This window comes from Subtercola sp. RTI3 (genome assembly GCF_035018625.1).
In the GTDB taxonomy this organism is placed as follows: domain Bacteria; phylum Actinomycetota; class Actinomycetes; order Actinomycetales; family Microbacteriaceae; genus Subtercola; species Subtercola vilae.
The window spans coordinates 14,437-28,960 of sequence record NZ_JASJXO010000025.1; the positions used below are offsets into that span (position 1 = coordinate 14,437).

General features: G+C 60.5%; 14 protein-coding genes and 1 pseudogene. 8 read left to right on the forward strand and 7 right to left on the reverse strand.

The genetic code is table 11. The annotated features are described in order from the left end of the window. Nucleotides 1–98 precede the first annotated feature (98 nt). Nucleotides 99–968, forward strand: coding sequence for an enoyl-CoA hydratase/isomerase family protein (locus QN358_RS10825; protein ID WP_323512350.1), 870 nt, complete (start codon nucleotides 99–101; stop codon nucleotides 966–968). A 40-nt stretch (nucleotides 969–1,008) separates the two neighbouring features. On the opposite strand, the gene QN358_RS10830 is transcribed toward QN358_RS10825, so the two are convergent. After that, on the reverse strand, nucleotides 1,009–1,707 hold the full coding sequence (locus QN358_RS10830; protein WP_323512351.1) for a TetR/AcrR family transcriptional regulator: 699 nt from the start codon (nucleotides 1,705–1,707) through the stop codon (nucleotides 1,009–1,011). Between the two features lie 394 nt (nucleotides 1,708–2,101). Here QN358_RS10830 and QN358_RS10835 point away from each other — a divergent pair, with 394 nt between their 5' ends. From QN358_RS10835 to QN358_RS10855, 5 genes are all read left to right on the forward strand, one after another. Continuing rightward, complete coding sequence (locus QN358_RS10835; protein WP_323512352.1) at nucleotides 2,102–2,983, forward strand: alpha/beta fold hydrolase; 882 nt, start codon at nucleotides 2,102–2,104, stop codon at nucleotides 2,981–2,983. A 48-nt stretch (nucleotides 2,984–3,031) separates the two neighbouring features. Further along, on the forward strand, nucleotides 3,032–4,066 hold the full coding sequence (locus tag QN358_RS10840) for an aldo/keto reductase (protein WP_323512353.1): 1,035 nt from the start codon (nucleotides 3,032–3,034) through the stop codon (nucleotides 4,064–4,066). A gap of 52 nt (nucleotides 4,067–4,118) precedes the next feature. Continuing rightward, a complete protein-coding gene (locus tag QN358_RS10845) occupies nucleotides 4,119–4,808 on the forward strand; it encodes a DUF998 domain-containing protein (protein WP_323512354.1) in 690 nt (229 codons plus the stop codon). A 361-nt stretch (nucleotides 4,809–5,169) separates the two neighbouring features. Then, nucleotides 5,170–5,757 carry a sensor domain-containing protein gene (locus QN358_RS10850; protein WP_323512355.1) on the forward strand — a complete coding sequence of 196 codons (588 nt, stop codon included), beginning with the start codon at nucleotides 5,170–5,172 and terminating at the stop codon, nucleotides 5,755–5,757. A gap of 234 nt (nucleotides 5,758–5,991) precedes the next feature. Next, the gene (locus tag QN358_RS10855) at nucleotides 5,992–6,558 is read left to right on the forward strand and encodes a GrpB family protein (protein WP_323512356.1); all 567 of its coding nucleotides are present in this window, start codon (nucleotides 5,992–5,994) and stop codon (nucleotides 6,556–6,558) included. Nucleotides 6,559–6,684: 126 nt separating this feature from the next. Here QN358_RS10855 and QN358_RS10860 read toward each other — a convergent pair. Continuing rightward, nucleotides 6,685–7,130: pseudogene (locus QN358_RS10860) on the reverse strand (IS30 family transposase); the annotation flags it as partial. A 67-nt stretch (nucleotides 7,131–7,197) separates the two neighbouring features. Further along, a complete protein-coding gene (locus tag QN358_RS10865; protein WP_323512357.1) occupies nucleotides 7,198–8,691 on the reverse strand; it encodes a DUF4158 domain-containing protein in 1,494 nt (497 codons plus the stop codon). Between the two features lie 105 nt (nucleotides 8,692–8,796). Between QN358_RS10865 and QN358_RS10870 the strand changes: the two genes are divergently transcribed. Continuing rightward, nucleotides 8,797–9,351 carry a recombinase family protein gene (locus QN358_RS10870; protein WP_323512358.1) on the forward strand — a complete coding sequence of 185 codons (555 nt, stop codon included), beginning with the start codon at nucleotides 8,797–8,799 and terminating at the stop codon, nucleotides 9,349–9,351. A gap of 760 nt (nucleotides 9,352–10,111) precedes the next feature. On the opposite strand, the gene QN358_RS10875 is transcribed toward QN358_RS10870, so the two are convergent. The 3 genes from QN358_RS10875 to QN358_RS10885 form a co-directional block, all read right to left on the reverse strand. Beyond that, on the reverse strand, nucleotides 10,112–10,717 hold the full coding sequence (locus tag QN358_RS10875) for a hypothetical protein (RefSeq protein ID WP_323512359.1): 606 nt from the start codon (nucleotides 10,715–10,717) through the stop codon (nucleotides 10,112–10,114). A 142-nt stretch (nucleotides 10,718–10,859) separates the two neighbouring features. Beyond that, entirely contained in the window at nucleotides 10,860–11,510 is a 651-nt protein-coding gene (locus QN358_RS10880; RefSeq protein WP_323512360.1) for a cation diffusion facilitator family transporter, read from the reverse strand. After that, a complete protein-coding gene (locus QN358_RS10885) occupies nucleotides 11,507–12,115 on the reverse strand; it encodes a cation transporter (RefSeq protein WP_323512361.1) in 609 nt (202 codons plus the stop codon). The genes QN358_RS10880 and QN358_RS10885 overlap by 4 nt, the downstream gene beginning before the upstream one ends. A gap of 523 nt (nucleotides 12,116–12,638) precedes the next feature. Between QN358_RS10885 and QN358_RS10890 the strand changes: the two genes are divergently transcribed. Beyond that, on the forward strand, nucleotides 12,639–13,454 hold the full coding sequence (locus QN358_RS10890) for a hypothetical protein (RefSeq protein ID WP_323512362.1): 816 nt from the start codon (nucleotides 12,639–12,641) through the stop codon (nucleotides 13,452–13,454). A gap of 120 nt (nucleotides 13,455–13,574) precedes the next feature. Here the strand turns inward: QN358_RS10890 and QN358_RS10895 are convergent, their stop codons facing one another. Next, nucleotides 13,575–14,441 (reverse strand): AraC family transcriptional regulator, encoded by an 867-nt coding sequence (locus QN358_RS10895; protein WP_323512363.1) that lies wholly within the window; start codon nucleotides 14,439–14,441, stop codon nucleotides 13,575–13,577. Nucleotides 14,442–14,524 lie beyond the last annotated feature (83 nt).

Sequence of the window (14,524 nt, forward strand, 5' to 3'; positions counted from 1 at the left end):
CCTATGCGGGCCAAGAAATCCCGCCGCAAATGCATTCGACGTGTTCACGGCGATTGCACTTCTGGGCATAAGCCCTCAACCAACCGAATGGAGCAAGCATGAATTACATCGATCTCAGTGGCCTTAGGGTGCGCATCGACCAAGGTGTGGCCTACGTCACGATCGACAATCCACCGCTGAATCTGCTCGATGGCATTCTCTTGCCGTCGTTGCGACGATTCGTTTGGGCTGTCCGTGAAGACATAGACGTCCGCGTGATTGTCTTCGAAAGTGCCGACCCCGAGTTCTTCATAGCGCATGGGGACATGCGCTTCATTACCGAGCCGGCATCAGTGATGGCCGCAACCGATGCCGTGCTGGCCGCTGCGCCCGATGTTCCGGTGCCTGCAACCCTCAACATGATGGCGGCCGTGCATGAGGAAATCCGAGCCCTTCCGCAACTGACTATCGGCAAGATCGCCGGATTCGCGCGCGGAGGCGGCAACGAACTCTTGATGGCTCTCGACATGAGATTTGCGGCGATCGGAAAATCCGGTCAAGCACAGCCGGAGGCGCTGATGGGAATCATTCCCGGCGGCGGCGGTACCCAGTACATGACTGCTCTCATAGGCCGCGCCCGCGCTCTGGAACTCATTCTCGGTGCCGAGTTGGTCGATGCTGAGTTGGCAGAGAAGTATGGTCTCGTCAATCGTGCTTTGCCCGCTTCTGACCTGGATTCCTTCGTCGGCGAACTCGCGTTACGAATCGCGAGTCTCCGGCCGGGGATCATTGCGGCCGCCAAAACGGCAGTTGGTGCCTCACGCACACCGATCAGCGTCGAAGGGTTAAGCATCGAGAACAAGGCCTCGATGAGCCTCTTCACCTCCGATTCAGCCAACCTCGCCCAGCAACAGCTTCGTGCCGGGGTTCAAACACGGGAGGGAGAACGCGACCTCGAAGGACTCCTCCTCGGCATGAAGCGCTCCTGAAGTCGATCGAAAGACGGCTCGCTCTCTTACTGCGCTGACGCTAGCCGCGAAGTGATTCCAGGCCAATTGCAAGAACGCTGAGCAGTGCTACAAACGACTCGTCCAGGGGCTGCTCGGGTGCTGATTCCCATCTCACGCCAAAAGCTCGATTGATGAGTTCCGGTCGAAGGCTGACCAAGGTTGGGTACAGTTCGGCGTCGGCGTCGGTGATGGCGAGCCGAGTGGCCGTTTTCCAGCTGGCGAGGTCGTCGGTGGAAGGCCCTGCAACTTCCATGCCGATGAAGCCCAGCACTGCACCAACATATGCGTTGTATGCCAAAGCAGCGCTGGATGGCCGAAATCCGGCCCGTATAAGAGCTGCGAGCACGGGCTCGACCAGATGGAATTCTCCGCTGTTGCTTGAAAGTATCTCGCCCGTGATGAGAGGCGCGGCATGGGGATGTGCGTGCATCACGCCACGGATCCGTTCAGCGAATGCCCGCAGCCAGGCCTGCCATTGCAGCGTCGAGTCGGGTGTCCTAACTTGGGACAAGACGTGGTTGCTTACCTCAGCGAGCAAAGTTTCGCGGCTGTCGATATGCCAGTAGAGCGCGTTCGTCGCGACTCCGAGGCGCCGACCGAGGTTTCGCATGCTGAATGCAGCGAGCCCTTCTTCATCGATATAGACCAGCGCTGCTTCAACTAACGCTTGCCGGGTAAGCGAACCGCGAGCGGCTCTTGGACCAAGTTCAGATTGCACGATATTCCTTCGCGAATTTTATCTTGAGGCGAACAAGCCTCTTGTACGGTGTCCATCAACATACTGTACATCGCTGACCGAACAAGTGGGCATTGATCACCATCATGTTGCCGCGAGCAACCCAAAGCCGCATAAGCGAGGTAACGGCGGCTTCGGCGCACATCTCGGATCAGCGGTTGCGACCGGAATTGATCTGTGCAAGACTTCCTGTACGGCGTTCAGGAACAATCACTCGGGCGTATGACCTGATCGCGACATTTCTTAGCATTCCACGATGGCATGCACCAAGGCAGCCTCCATCCGATACCTGAGGACCTTCACCCTGAGCCAACTCCGGCACCGTGGAAAAGAATGCCGCTCGTGTGCACACCAGCCCTCTACGAAAGGAACCGCCATGTTTGGAACAACAATGAATCGTCACGTCGCACGAAACACCACCTTGGTCGCGATCGCTGCAACCATGCTCACTGCGGGCCTCGCCGGCTGTGCATCCTCCGGCACCGCAGCTGCTGCGGTCGCCGCACATCCGGCCGTGTCTACCACGATCAGTGTTGGGTCCGCGTCCGTCAACGTGGTGTGCGAGGGAACTCAGTCGTCGAAGCCCACGATCATCCTCTTCGCCGGAGAACCCGACCCGCTGACCCGGTTCGCCTCTCTGCAGAAGGCCCTCAGTAAGACCACCAGAGTCTGCTCCTACGACCGCCTCGGCGAAGGCAATTCCAGCAAGCCCACCGGTGCCCAAACACTCGCAGACTCCGCAGTTGTTCTCAACGGCGTGCTCCACGCCGAAAAGATCAAGGGAAAGGTCGTCGTAGTCGGGCACTCCCTCGGAGGCCTGGTTGCCGCCACGTTCGCGCACCGGTACCCCCAGCGCGTCGCGGGCGTCGTCCTGCTGGATGCCACCGCGCCTTCCGTCGTTGGATCAATCGACGCCCTGATCCCGGCGACAGCCACAGGGATTGCGGCCGGCGTCCGCCAGGAAGTTGGCGCGTTTTCCGTAGCGTCCACCAACCCCGAAATGCTCGTCTCCCACGGAGAGCCCGTCGGAACACTTGGCAACATCCCGCTGACTGTCGTTCAGCACGGCAAGCCGATCTACGCGGGAGTCCCGCTCTACGGTGCACAGCTGCAGACCATCTGGACCGCCGCACAGCACCAGCTCGCCGCTCTCTCCACCAACAGTAAGTTCGTCACCGCAACGAAGAGCGGGCACTACATCTACGAAGACCAGCAGTCGCTGGCGATCAGGCTCATCGAAAACGCGACCACCGTATAACGCGTCCCCGCCTCGACAACTATCTCCCACACGGAAGGATCCACATCCATGCAATACCGCACTCTAGGAAAAACCGGCGTCAAGGTCAGCACCCTCGCGCTCGGCACGATGAACTTCGGCAAGATCGGCAATACCACCCAAGATCAAGTCACGGCCATTATCGATGGCGCGCTCGAGGGCGGCATCAACCTCCTCGACACGGCCGACATGTACTCAGCCGGTCAGTCCGAGGAACTGGTCGGCAAAGCAATCGTGGACCGACGCGACGACATTGTCCTCGCTACCAAAGCGAACATGCCAATGGGCGACGAACGCAACCACCAGGGCAGCTCACGTCGCTGGCTCGTCACGGCGCTCGAAAACAGCCTGCGACGCCTCGGCGTCGACCACATCGACCTTTACCAGATCCACCGGTGGGACCCGGCAACCAGCGACGAGGAGACCCTGTCAGCACTGACTGACCTCCAGCGTGCCGGTAAAATCCGCTACTTCGGTTCCTCCACCTTCCCGGCCTACCGGATCGTCCAAGCACAATGGGCAGCGCACCAACACGGGCTCGGCCGATACGTGACAGAACAGCCCAGCTATTCAATCCTGCAGCGAGGCATCGAAACCCACGTGCTCCCGGTAACGGACGAATATGGAATGGGCGTTCTCGCGTGGAGTCCTCTCGCCTCGGGGTGGCTCTCTGGAGCCGTACGCGAGGGCCGCGAAGTCGCCACCAGCCGCTCGGCATTCATGCCACAAAGGTTCGACCTCACCATCCCCTCCAACCGTGCACGCATGGATGCCGTCGAAAAGTTAGCGTCCGTCGCCGAGAACGCTGGACTCAGCATGATCCAGCTAGCCCTCGCATTCGTGACCGCACACCCAGCGGTCACCAGCGCGATCATCGGTCCCCGAACACTCGAGCACTTGGGCTCCCAGCTCGCTGCCTCCGACACAGTGCTCGACCCCGACATTCTGGACGCTATTGACAGGATCGTGACACCGGGCACAGACCTTGCCGCCGATGAGAAGAACGATGCGCCGCCCGCACTACTCGACTCAGCTCTTCGCCGACGCGCGACGGCTCCGCACTAAAGTCCGGCCGGCGATCGGCCCGGCTTCAATGAAATTCAAGCTCTGGAGACACATGAAGAAAATCACCAATTCACACGAGCCGCGAGAGCGTGACTCACCGCGCTCTTTCGCGGGCCTCGCCCTCATCGGCATCGTGCTCTACCTGGCGATTGACATCGCCCTCGGGGTTCTTCGACCCGACTACAGCCTGGTGAAGAACTACGAAAGCGATTACGGCCGCGGACCATTCGCTGGGCTAATGGATGTCAACTTCATTCTTCGCGGCGTGTTATCTGTCCTCGCTGTGATCGCTCTGCGGCGCGCGGGTGTCGCCAGCCGGTCAACAGCAGTATTGATGTGGGTTTGGGCCGGGGCCTCTGCATTGCTGGCGTTCTTCCCAGATAATCCGGCCGGCTATCCACATGTAGCCACCGGCGCCATCCACCTGATCCTGGCGGGGATTGCATTTGTGACCATCGCGATCGCCACAGTGATGATTTCCTTTGCGAGAGGCCGACTCATTGGCGGCCTTATTCCACTGAGAGTTATTTCCGTGGTCGGGGTAATCGCACTCGTGCTGGTTGGCCATCCGTTCGGCTTCCCCGGATTAGTCGAACGGGTCTTCCTCGCGGCCCAACTCTGCTGGCTCGTGATCGTCCTCGCAGTCGTGATTCGAAGAAGCAGAATACGGGTTTTGGAAACGTGGGGCACCGACGCGACAGGCAACGGTTCACCCATGCGGCCCGACCTCACCGCCTCGTAAATCGCGAAGGAGCCGTAAACGGCAAGCCCGCAGGAGGCAACCTTCCACGAAACTCGCGCGGGCCAGTCGCGCGCTGACGGACGCTTTCGAGCATTCCAAATCTCACTGCAGCAACTGCGTCTGCTACCGCCCGAGAAACGCAAGGGCGAGCGTCGGCACACCAAGCCGTAAACGCTGCCCACTCCAAAACGCTGGTTGTCCGGGTCAAGCGCCAGCTGGTGAGTGAGAAACGTCAACATCATCCGATCGCATCGATCAATTCCTCCTTCGATGTGATCCCTCGACTTCGGAAGGACTCCACATGGATGCCCTAGAAAACAATGATCCACCCGGTGCTCGTCGGAACAGTCACGGTGACCTCGTGATCACAACCAACTTTTCCAGGTACCTACACCTCTGGCACGGGCTCATTCCCGAACTCGGCTTCACGGTTGCCACGTTGCCGATCGTTCTCACGTCGATGGCGATTCTCGTGACAGGAATCGCCGCTGGGATCGGCCTAGTCATCGTTTGGCTCGGCATACCAGTACTGGTCATCACCCTCCACACCGGTCGCTGGTTCAGCGCGCTAGAGCTTCGGCGCCTCGAAGCTGCAGGGCGCCCACCCATTTCCAGCCCGGATTGGCATCCTCGCCCCCGAAGGCCGGGAATTGCCGGCGGCCTGAGAAGCATCCTCTCCGACGGCCGCTACTGGACCCGAACCTTGCATGGCGCGGTGGTGAATCCCATGCTCGGCATTTGCACCTGGTCGATCGTCATCGTCTGGCTCGCAACCGCACTCGGGGGCCCCACCTACTGGTTGTGGGAGCGCTGGGTGCAAACAGATAATTCCCTTCCCTCAGCGACCCTTGCCCTGGCAGGGCTAATAGGCATCGCTACTCTCCCCGTCATTGTTCACGCGATCGTCCTCGTCCACAATTTAGTAGCCCGCAAGATGCTCGGTGAATAGCGCGTCTCGCACATTACGCCGCGATACCCTCCCGCCCACACAGCCCATGAGTCCGAAAGTCTCGCAAAGTACACCAGCTTGCAACCCGAGCCGGACACGACGACAAGTTCCAGCATGGGCCGTCACGAAACCTTCTGCCCCGGTGTAGGAACTCTTACCCAGCCATAGTCAGCCAGGATCGACCCACGAGACGGGTTTTCCCCTATATGCAAATCACCCTGCGAGGATGAGTCGATGACCAGGAACAGCCAGCGGCGACGATCGGACACCACGAAGACCGAGATCATCGGCGGCCCGGAAAAACTCGAGCTCGCCCTGCACCAATATGACGAGAGCTGGCAGGCCCACTACCTCGATCATCGGTCGCGGATCCGGGATGCGCTCGCTCATTCGAACGTGCAGGTGGAACACATCGGATCCACCTCGGTACCGGGACTGGCAGCGAAGCCGATCATTGACATCGTGCTGACCGTCGACGACATCACTGCCGAGGAGGACTACCTGACTCCGCTTCTCGCCTCCGGATACGAATTGCGGGTTCGAGAACCGGGGCATCGCCTCGTGCGCACGCCCGAACGGGATGTGCACGTACATGTATATGAACGAGGAGATCCCGCTGTCGACGACTACCTTCTCCTTCGCGATCATCTGCGCTCCATTGCCGCCGACCGCAGCCTCTACGAGAACACGAAGAGACATCTCCTCAAGAACCAGTGGGACGACATGAACGATTACGCCAACGCCAAGACCGACGTCATCCTGGCGATCAAGGCCCGCGCACGAGCGTCCCGCCCCCGATGACCCACGCAGCAGCAGGCGACAGTCGGGCCAACTACTACGCCATCGCGCGCCCCTATCTCACACGGCAATTCGCCGACGAACATGGCGGCCACAAGCAGGACCGTTACCGGGGGCGGATTCGAGCGGTCATTGCACCAGTCGAGTCTTGATCATCTCATCTGGGGTGGCGTATCCGTACCGTTTCCGTGGGCGACGGTTCAGCTGAGCTGCGACGGCGTCGAGGTCTTCTAGGTGTGATGGCGGAGTTCGGTGCCCTTCGGGAAGAATTGCCGGAGCAGCCCGTTCATATTCTCGTTGCTGCCGCGCTGCCATGGCGGGTGTGGCTGGCAGAAATAGATTGGTAACCCGATAGCTTCCGTCACGCCGCCGTGTTTGTGCATCTCGACGCCCTGGTCCCAGGTCAACGAAACACGCAGCTGCTCGGGCAGACCGCTGAAGAGCCGGATCAGTCCGTCACGGACGTGCTCGGCGCGGTGTTTCGCGTCAGGGATGTGCAGCAGCATCACTGTGCCGGTACTCCGCTCGACGAGAGTACCGATCGCTGACCCGTTTGCTTTACCGATGATCAGGTCCCTTCCTTACGCTGTTGATGTCGGAATTGTCGTAGTGTTCCGATGACCCTCGGGTGGCGGGTATGGCTTAGGTCTCCTTGCCGCTTGGACGGCTTACTGGGAATGGCCGCCCGCCGCTCGTGTGATGACTCGACCGCTGATTGAGAATTGCGACTCTGATCGTTTTGTAAGGACGTGCCGGCGCAGTTATCCGTAGGGACCACACGGGGTCAGCCCACGATTCGGCATAAATGACACGATAGGGGCGCAGGCGCTTGATTGTGAGTTCTTGGCGCGGTATCTCTCGCGCCTGACTTCCGCTTGAAGACTGGAAGGGAACACCTTTGGCGTTGGCGGCCATGGCGAGCCGTGGACAGCGTGACGACGTGGGTTCCAAGCAGGTTTTTGCACTATCTACGCAACCACACGCCCCGGAAACACGCGAGAATCGACTGGTTGCCGCTTCCAATCGTGTTGGATATTCCTTTTCGTGAGCTGACCCCTTATCTCGCGCGGCGAGGAGCAGCTCGCCGACCTGGCTGAAAAGAAGAACCTTGTCGTTGATCTCCCGGCCCGCGTCGTGGAACGCGTCGCGGTACCGGTTCTTGGCCTGATTGAAAACCCGGCCCAGGATCCGGTCATGCAACTCGATGACTTCATCAGTGACCGTGGCCTCCGACTCGATCGCTAACGCGGCAAGGGTCGCATGCCGGCGTTGCGGCTCGAACTTTGCCAAATCGCCTGCACTCATCTGTGCCCCCTCGCGAGCGAGCTTCAGGAGCCGGTTCTGCCGCACCGTCACCCGCAACCCGGGCGGTAGCCCGATTTCCCGCCAGGCACGGAGACGATCCAGATGCTCTTTCATATGCTTCGAATTCGGTTTCAGCGGAGACTGCCGTAACCAGGTCAGCTGTGTTCCTTGACCATCGGCCCGCGGACGCAGCAGCCCATCCAGGGCCCGCTTCTGCTCTGCCGTCAATGCGTCGGCCAATGTGGCGTAAACCATCCGGTTCGCGGCTGTCATTGCCGTCGACACAAGTTCATCTAACGTCCCCGCCGCGGGAAGGAGCACACCCCACGAGCGCAAGAGCTCGATAGCCGCGGCAGCAATGAGCGCCGCTTTATCCGTCTGGACAGCGATCGGCTCCAGCCCGGCCAGGAGCTCTGTCTCGATCTCCTCTGTGACTCGTCGCATCCCCAGAGCGCTCTGCAACTCGACCGCATGCTCCCGTCTGGTCTCGTCCCGACGACCATACTCGGCCCAAAGATCCTTTCGAATGCCGACCTGACTAGCGACCACCTGCAGCACTTGCGGCGCGGGCTCCGCCGTTCCCAGAGCAATTCCTGGCATCCGGACGTATGCCAGGAGCACAGCGAATCCCAATCGGTTCGCATCTCCGCGGCGGCGACGTATCAGCTCTAGCTCAGCTGACGTGAATGTGTATTCACGAGCCAACTCTTCCTCCGACTCGGGAACGGCCAGTAACCGCTCCCACTCCAACTCCGACAATGCAGTCCGACGCGGCACGGGAACCCTTCTCGAAAACGGAGGAAAACAAGAACCCCACCCCGATCCCGACACGGCCGCGAGATCACGGCGAAGTATCGTTCTCAGAATTCGTTCTCAGAATAGGATTCTCGCATCAACCGTCATTCACGGCTTTCAAGAACCAGAAACGGGTCCACCATGCTCATCGGCTACGCCCGCGTCAGCACCGCAGACCAGAACCTCGCCCTCCAACACCAATCGCTGAAAGCCGCGGGATGCGAGAAGATCTTCGACGACACCATCAGCGGAACCAAAGTCGACCGGCCGGGCCTTACGAAGGCGCTCGAGCAGCTCCGCGCCGGCGACACCCTCGTCGTCTGGAAACTCGACAGACTCGGCCGGACCGTGAAGAACCTCATCGACTTCACCGAACAACTCCACAACGACGGGATCGGGTTCCGGTCCCTGACCGATCAGATCGATACCACCACGCCGGCTGGTCGGTTCTTTTTCAACATCATGGCCTCGCTTGCTCAGATGGAACGAGAACTCACAGTCGAACGCACCCGCGCCGGTCTCGCCGCAGCCCGCGCCAAAGGTCGGGTACCCGGACGGAAACGCCTCATGACAGAGAGCAAGATCGCATCGGCGAAGAAGCTCCTCGACGGCGGTATAGCACCGACCGATGTCGCACGCGATCTCGGTGTTTCAGTGCCCACTCTCTACCGGTGGCTCCCCGCCACCAACCGCTAAGAACGCCCTACCGTACTCCCCGCTCCCTTTTCTCAAACGCCCCCTACTGGCGCAATTAGTGCACTCCGTAAATCGTGCATGCGCAGAGTACTATGCCTAGGGTTATCCAGCTAAGCCACAGGGGGAACACTCTCAGGAGGGCAAATTTCTCGTTTCGGCGCCGTGTTTTCGCGATCCGACCTGACGACGGCTTGGATCTCATCCAGACAGGCAGGCAGAGCTTCACTAGCCCAGCGATGATCAGTAAAACTCCGACTGCGAATATAGCCCAATGCGAGGCTGGCATTATTGCCTCTCAACAGATTCGCGGTGTGGGTCTGACCGGGTTCGGCGCCGACCAGTTGGCGCGCTAAGGGGAGGGTTGCGGCACGAATCAGTTACAACCATGACTTTCTCTTTCCCTTGTGGCCCGACCCAAGTTTGTGCCGTGCTGATGAGCGCGATACACGGTCGAGTCCACCGGCACCTCCTACGCGACAGCGAACCGCAATCCGCTCATTCCGGCTGCGGTTCCTTTCGCTCCCATAACTCTCCATTGGGCAAGTAAATCGGATTCTCGGGGTTCGAAATGGACCAGAACGATATACCGCCCAATATGAAGAAAGGAACTGGGTAGAAAAGAGGCATTACCGAAACTGAAAGCGCGAGGAGAACTATCCCGCCGGCCAACGAGCCACACGCCAGAACGAAACACACTCTGGCGACGACCCGCAATCGGCGACGCGATCTAAAGTGTCTCTCGACATGACGACAAACATCATCAGATTCCATCCCAACCTCCGATGCCGCCGCCGGCCCAGCCAGCCGATGCGCCGTCTATGAAGCCATTCCCAAAATTCCCGCCTGTCACTGCGGCGGCTGCGCCGGACCCAAGTCCGTTTCCCAGAGCACCACTTATAACCAATGTTCCTGCCGCTAATGCTGGCACACAACCGATCAATGCCGTGCCGACGCATATCGCCGCTGCGGCTGCGGTCAACGTCGCACCGATAATGACGGTGAACACGATGGAGCCGGCTACCGCAAGGGTCTGACGCTCGACATCGTTCCAGTCTGTCGGAGAAGCGACGAAGGTCGGGGAGCTAACCGAGATACTCGAGGACTGACCTCCTGAGAAACCTGCGTGGAACGAGTAAATTTTTGCTATCTGGGTCGCGACCGAACCGACTGTCCCCATGGTGTTGAGGCTGCTTCCGCCGCCGGTTTGGGCGTTGTGGAAGTCGCTGTAGTAGGGGTCAGCCCACGGTTCGGCATAAATGACACGGTAGGGGCGCAGGCACTTGATTGTGAGTTTTTGGCGCGGTATCTCTCTCGCCTGACTTCCGCTTGAAGACTGGAAGGGAACGCCTTTGGCGTTGGCGGCCATGGCGAGCCGTGGACAGGGCGACGACGTGGGCTCCAAGCAGGTTTTTGCACTATCCACGCAACCACACGCCCGGGAAACACGCGAGAATCGACTGGTTGCCGCTTCCAATCGTGTTGGATATTCCTTTTCGTGAGCTGACCCCTTAGTCGTTGTCGAAGTCGATGTCGGCGCCGCGTAGGGCGGCGATTGCTTGGATCGCCAGTCGTGTTCCCGTGTAACCGATCACGGCGGCGAGAATGAGTGCGATGACGGGGTCCAGCCAGTAGAGGCCGCCGGTGGCCCAGATGATGGTGCCGGCGGCGAGCACTCCGCCGGCGGCGCCGGCGTCTGCGAGGGTGTCGAGGAGTACGGATTTCATGTGGATGTCTTCGCGATGCGCGGATAGGCCAAGTGTGAAAGCTCCGGTGATCATGACGGCGAGGGTGATCAGGGCGACCACCGCCATCGGGAGGCCGAGCACGGTAGGAGATCCGTCCAGCAGTCTCAGGATCGCCTCGATCGCGACCCCGACAGTGACGGCGATCAGGATCGTAGCGTTGATGAGGGCTACGATCACGATGGGCTGGTTGGCTCCGTGGCGAACTGGGTCGCGGTCGCGTAAGGCCACCGCGACCAGGCCAAGTGCCAGCGCGACCGAGTCGGCCAAGGTGTCCCCGGCCGCGGCAAGGGCTCCGACCGAGCCGGCCTTGATGCCGGCCGTGACGAGTCCGCCGATCAGGGCAAGGTTCAGGGCGAGGACAATACCGAGTCTGCGCCGCTGGCTCAAACGAGGCGTGCCGGGGTTGGAGCTCATTTGTGGGTATGAGGTTTGAAGATTTCCACAGCCTCGCGGACGGCGTAGTACACGATGACAAGCCCGGCCAGAGGGTCGGCCCACCACCAGCCGAACAGCGTGTTCAAGGTCACGCCCAGCAGCACAGTGACGGCGAGGAGACCATCGATGAAGGTGACGTGGCCCTCGGTTTCCAGAACGGGGTTGCCGAGGGCGCGTCCGGTGCGCGTTTTTAGCGAAGCGAGGGTGAACATGGTCACGGCGGTGAATGCTGTCCAGACGATTCCGCCGATGCTGCCGGCCGGGTGATGCTGGGTGATCAACGCTACTGCCGACTGAACAAGCAGATAGACGGCTAGGGCGATGAACGCGGCACCGATGAGGCGCAGCGCGCGCCGCTGTCGTTGTTCACCGGTGCCGGAGAGTTCCCAGAGCACGACGGTGCTGGCACCGATCTCGATCAAACTATCCAGACCGAACCCTGCCAGCGCGGTCGACGACGCCGTGATTGCCAGGAAAGCGAGGATGATCACGCCGACCACGTTCCAGACCAGAGTGATCCACTCCAACAAGAACCCGCGCCGCCGCAGACGACCGACGCGATCGACCGAACTCGGAGAAGTCACCTGAACATCCTTTCAGAGCCTAGATTGGGCCGGATCACATCAGGGTGGTTTGCGAATCGACCATCCCTGACACGATAGCCGTGCCGATGGATCGCGGATCGGTGTCGGGTTACGATCGTTCATGAGACACCCCCAGCGACAGATCGCCCTCCGCGTCATTGCACGGGTCGCGGTGTAACGGTTGCCGTGCACACGCCTATGTCGGGCATTCCCCTGTTTCTGAGACGACCGGCAACTGTCATTCAGGCGCGCCGCAGACAACGCCAACGTCGGATATTGTACGAATTCACAAGCTGCCCCTATCCACGATCGCGGACCGATTCGGCATCTTCGTTTACGGACTTACACGGCCTGACGGGTCCCGAATAGTCAGCTCGGCCAGCGACATTGACATCGGCGAAGTGCTCGGGTTCAGGACCTGGTTCCCTGCGTGCCGAACCGTGCCAGATCCAGACCCGGACGCCTGTTAGATGGGTAGATGATGAACAGCCAATCTGATGCCTGGGCGGCTCGGATAGGGGCAGTGGCAGTCGACCAGCTCCGACGACGCAGACGCCAGCTTCTTGCCGGAATCGGATTCCTTATCGGGGCACTGGTCGGCGCCGCTCTCGGCTGGGTCGCATTCGTCGTGTTCGCCCCAGCCGACCCGCCGCGTTTGCTTGTCGCCGCAATTGGTTTTGCAGTAGTGCTGTCTGGGTGTTTCGGTGCGTCGAGCCTGCTTGCAGCGGCATCTATCAGACGCGCCGCGGTGACAAACGCATTCCTCGTCGTCCGTCGCGGCCGCCTCGGTGTGAGCGCAAGCGCGGTTAGCGAAGCGCTCCGCTCGATTGAGTTATTTGATGCCTGGCATTCGCAGTTGACCGCGCGTAGACCTAGGGACGAAGACCTCGCCACTCAACGCTGGACACCAAACATTCGCCGGCCGATCCTGCCCGGCCCGACTGCGCGAACGCTGCGGCTGCGCGTGCTTATTCCACTTGCACCAGGGCTTGGCATTTTCATTAGCGCCGCCCTACTCGGTGCCACCGGCACCGAGCCCACACCAGCCATATGGTTTGCCTTCTGGGCGGCAGCGGCACTCCTTTTCGCCGCGGCCAGCACAGTGGCATTTATTGCTGCGAGAAAGGGTCGCGCGGAGTTTCGAAGCGGCTACACGACCACCCTCGCTACCCGGCCACCATTTGATAACCAAATAGCCCTAGACCTCGTCGATAGCAAAACCGGTTACCTGCTTCGCTATGCGGGATCAGCGCACCTGGTGACAGCGACACTCCAAGAACGTCGACACCAGATCCGGGCGGCACACCAAAACGCCGTCCCCGACTTCCTCGCAACATGATCACAGAAAAATCCGCAATGTGAACAGTGGGCGGCCTAGGGATTTCGGACGGTGGGCCCTCTTAAACTGAGGGCGCTACTGAAAGAGAGATCTGCAGGATGACTGCATCACGACGGCGATTCAGCCTTTGCTCTGGGCGCGGTAGCGGGATGGAGTTACTCCGTGAATGCTCTTGAATTGGCGGGCGAAGTAGAACGAGTCTGCGTAGCCGGCGGCTGCTGCGACGCGCGAGATGGCCATGTTGGTTGTGTCCAGCAGTTCACGTGCTCGCGCCATGCGCAATTGAGTCTGGTATTGCAGTACCGGGTAGCCGAATTGTTTCTTGAACAGGGCCGCGAAATGCGATGGGCTCAGCTGGGCCAGGGCTGCGAGCTGAGCGACGTCGATTCTTTCATCGATGTGGTCACGAAGAAACTGGGCTGCCTGGTCGATGGAGTCGCTGCGCTCATTGCCTGGGGCTCGGTCGGATGCGAGCAGAGCCAGCAGGTGCCATGCGGCGCCGGCTGCCACGAGCAGGCTCGCAGTTGTGGTGTCGCGTTCCATCCAGTGCAGGACTTCGCCGATCAGGGCGACGATGCGGTACACGTCTGAAAGGGTGCGAACCGGAGCATTTTCGGTCATTCCTGCCGCCGCGAGAAACTCGGGCAGGTCGCGGCCGGCGACATGGAGCCACCAGAGGGTCCATGGGTCGTCGGCGTTGGCGCCGTAGGAATGCGCTTGCCCGGGAGGAAGGATGATCACGTGCCCGGCCGCGACTGCAAAACGCCCTGCGTCGGTTGAGCACCAGCCGCTGCCCTTCACGCAGACGATGATCACGGCTTGCTGGATCGGGATGCTGCGGGTTCGGCCGTGCGATTGCGCTTGGGGAAAGTACCCGCAATCGGTGACCACCAGATGGGAGGTGCCCGGCTGCTGCAGGGCCTCGCGTACTCTCGGGCGGGGAAGCACCAGCATCCGTTGCCCTGGGAAACCGTCAGCAATACTCATGTCTCCCAAGTCTGCGCACCAATCATCGTTTTGTTTAGAATCATCGTGGCTTTCTTCTTTTTGCCGTGATTGGCGGGACCTAT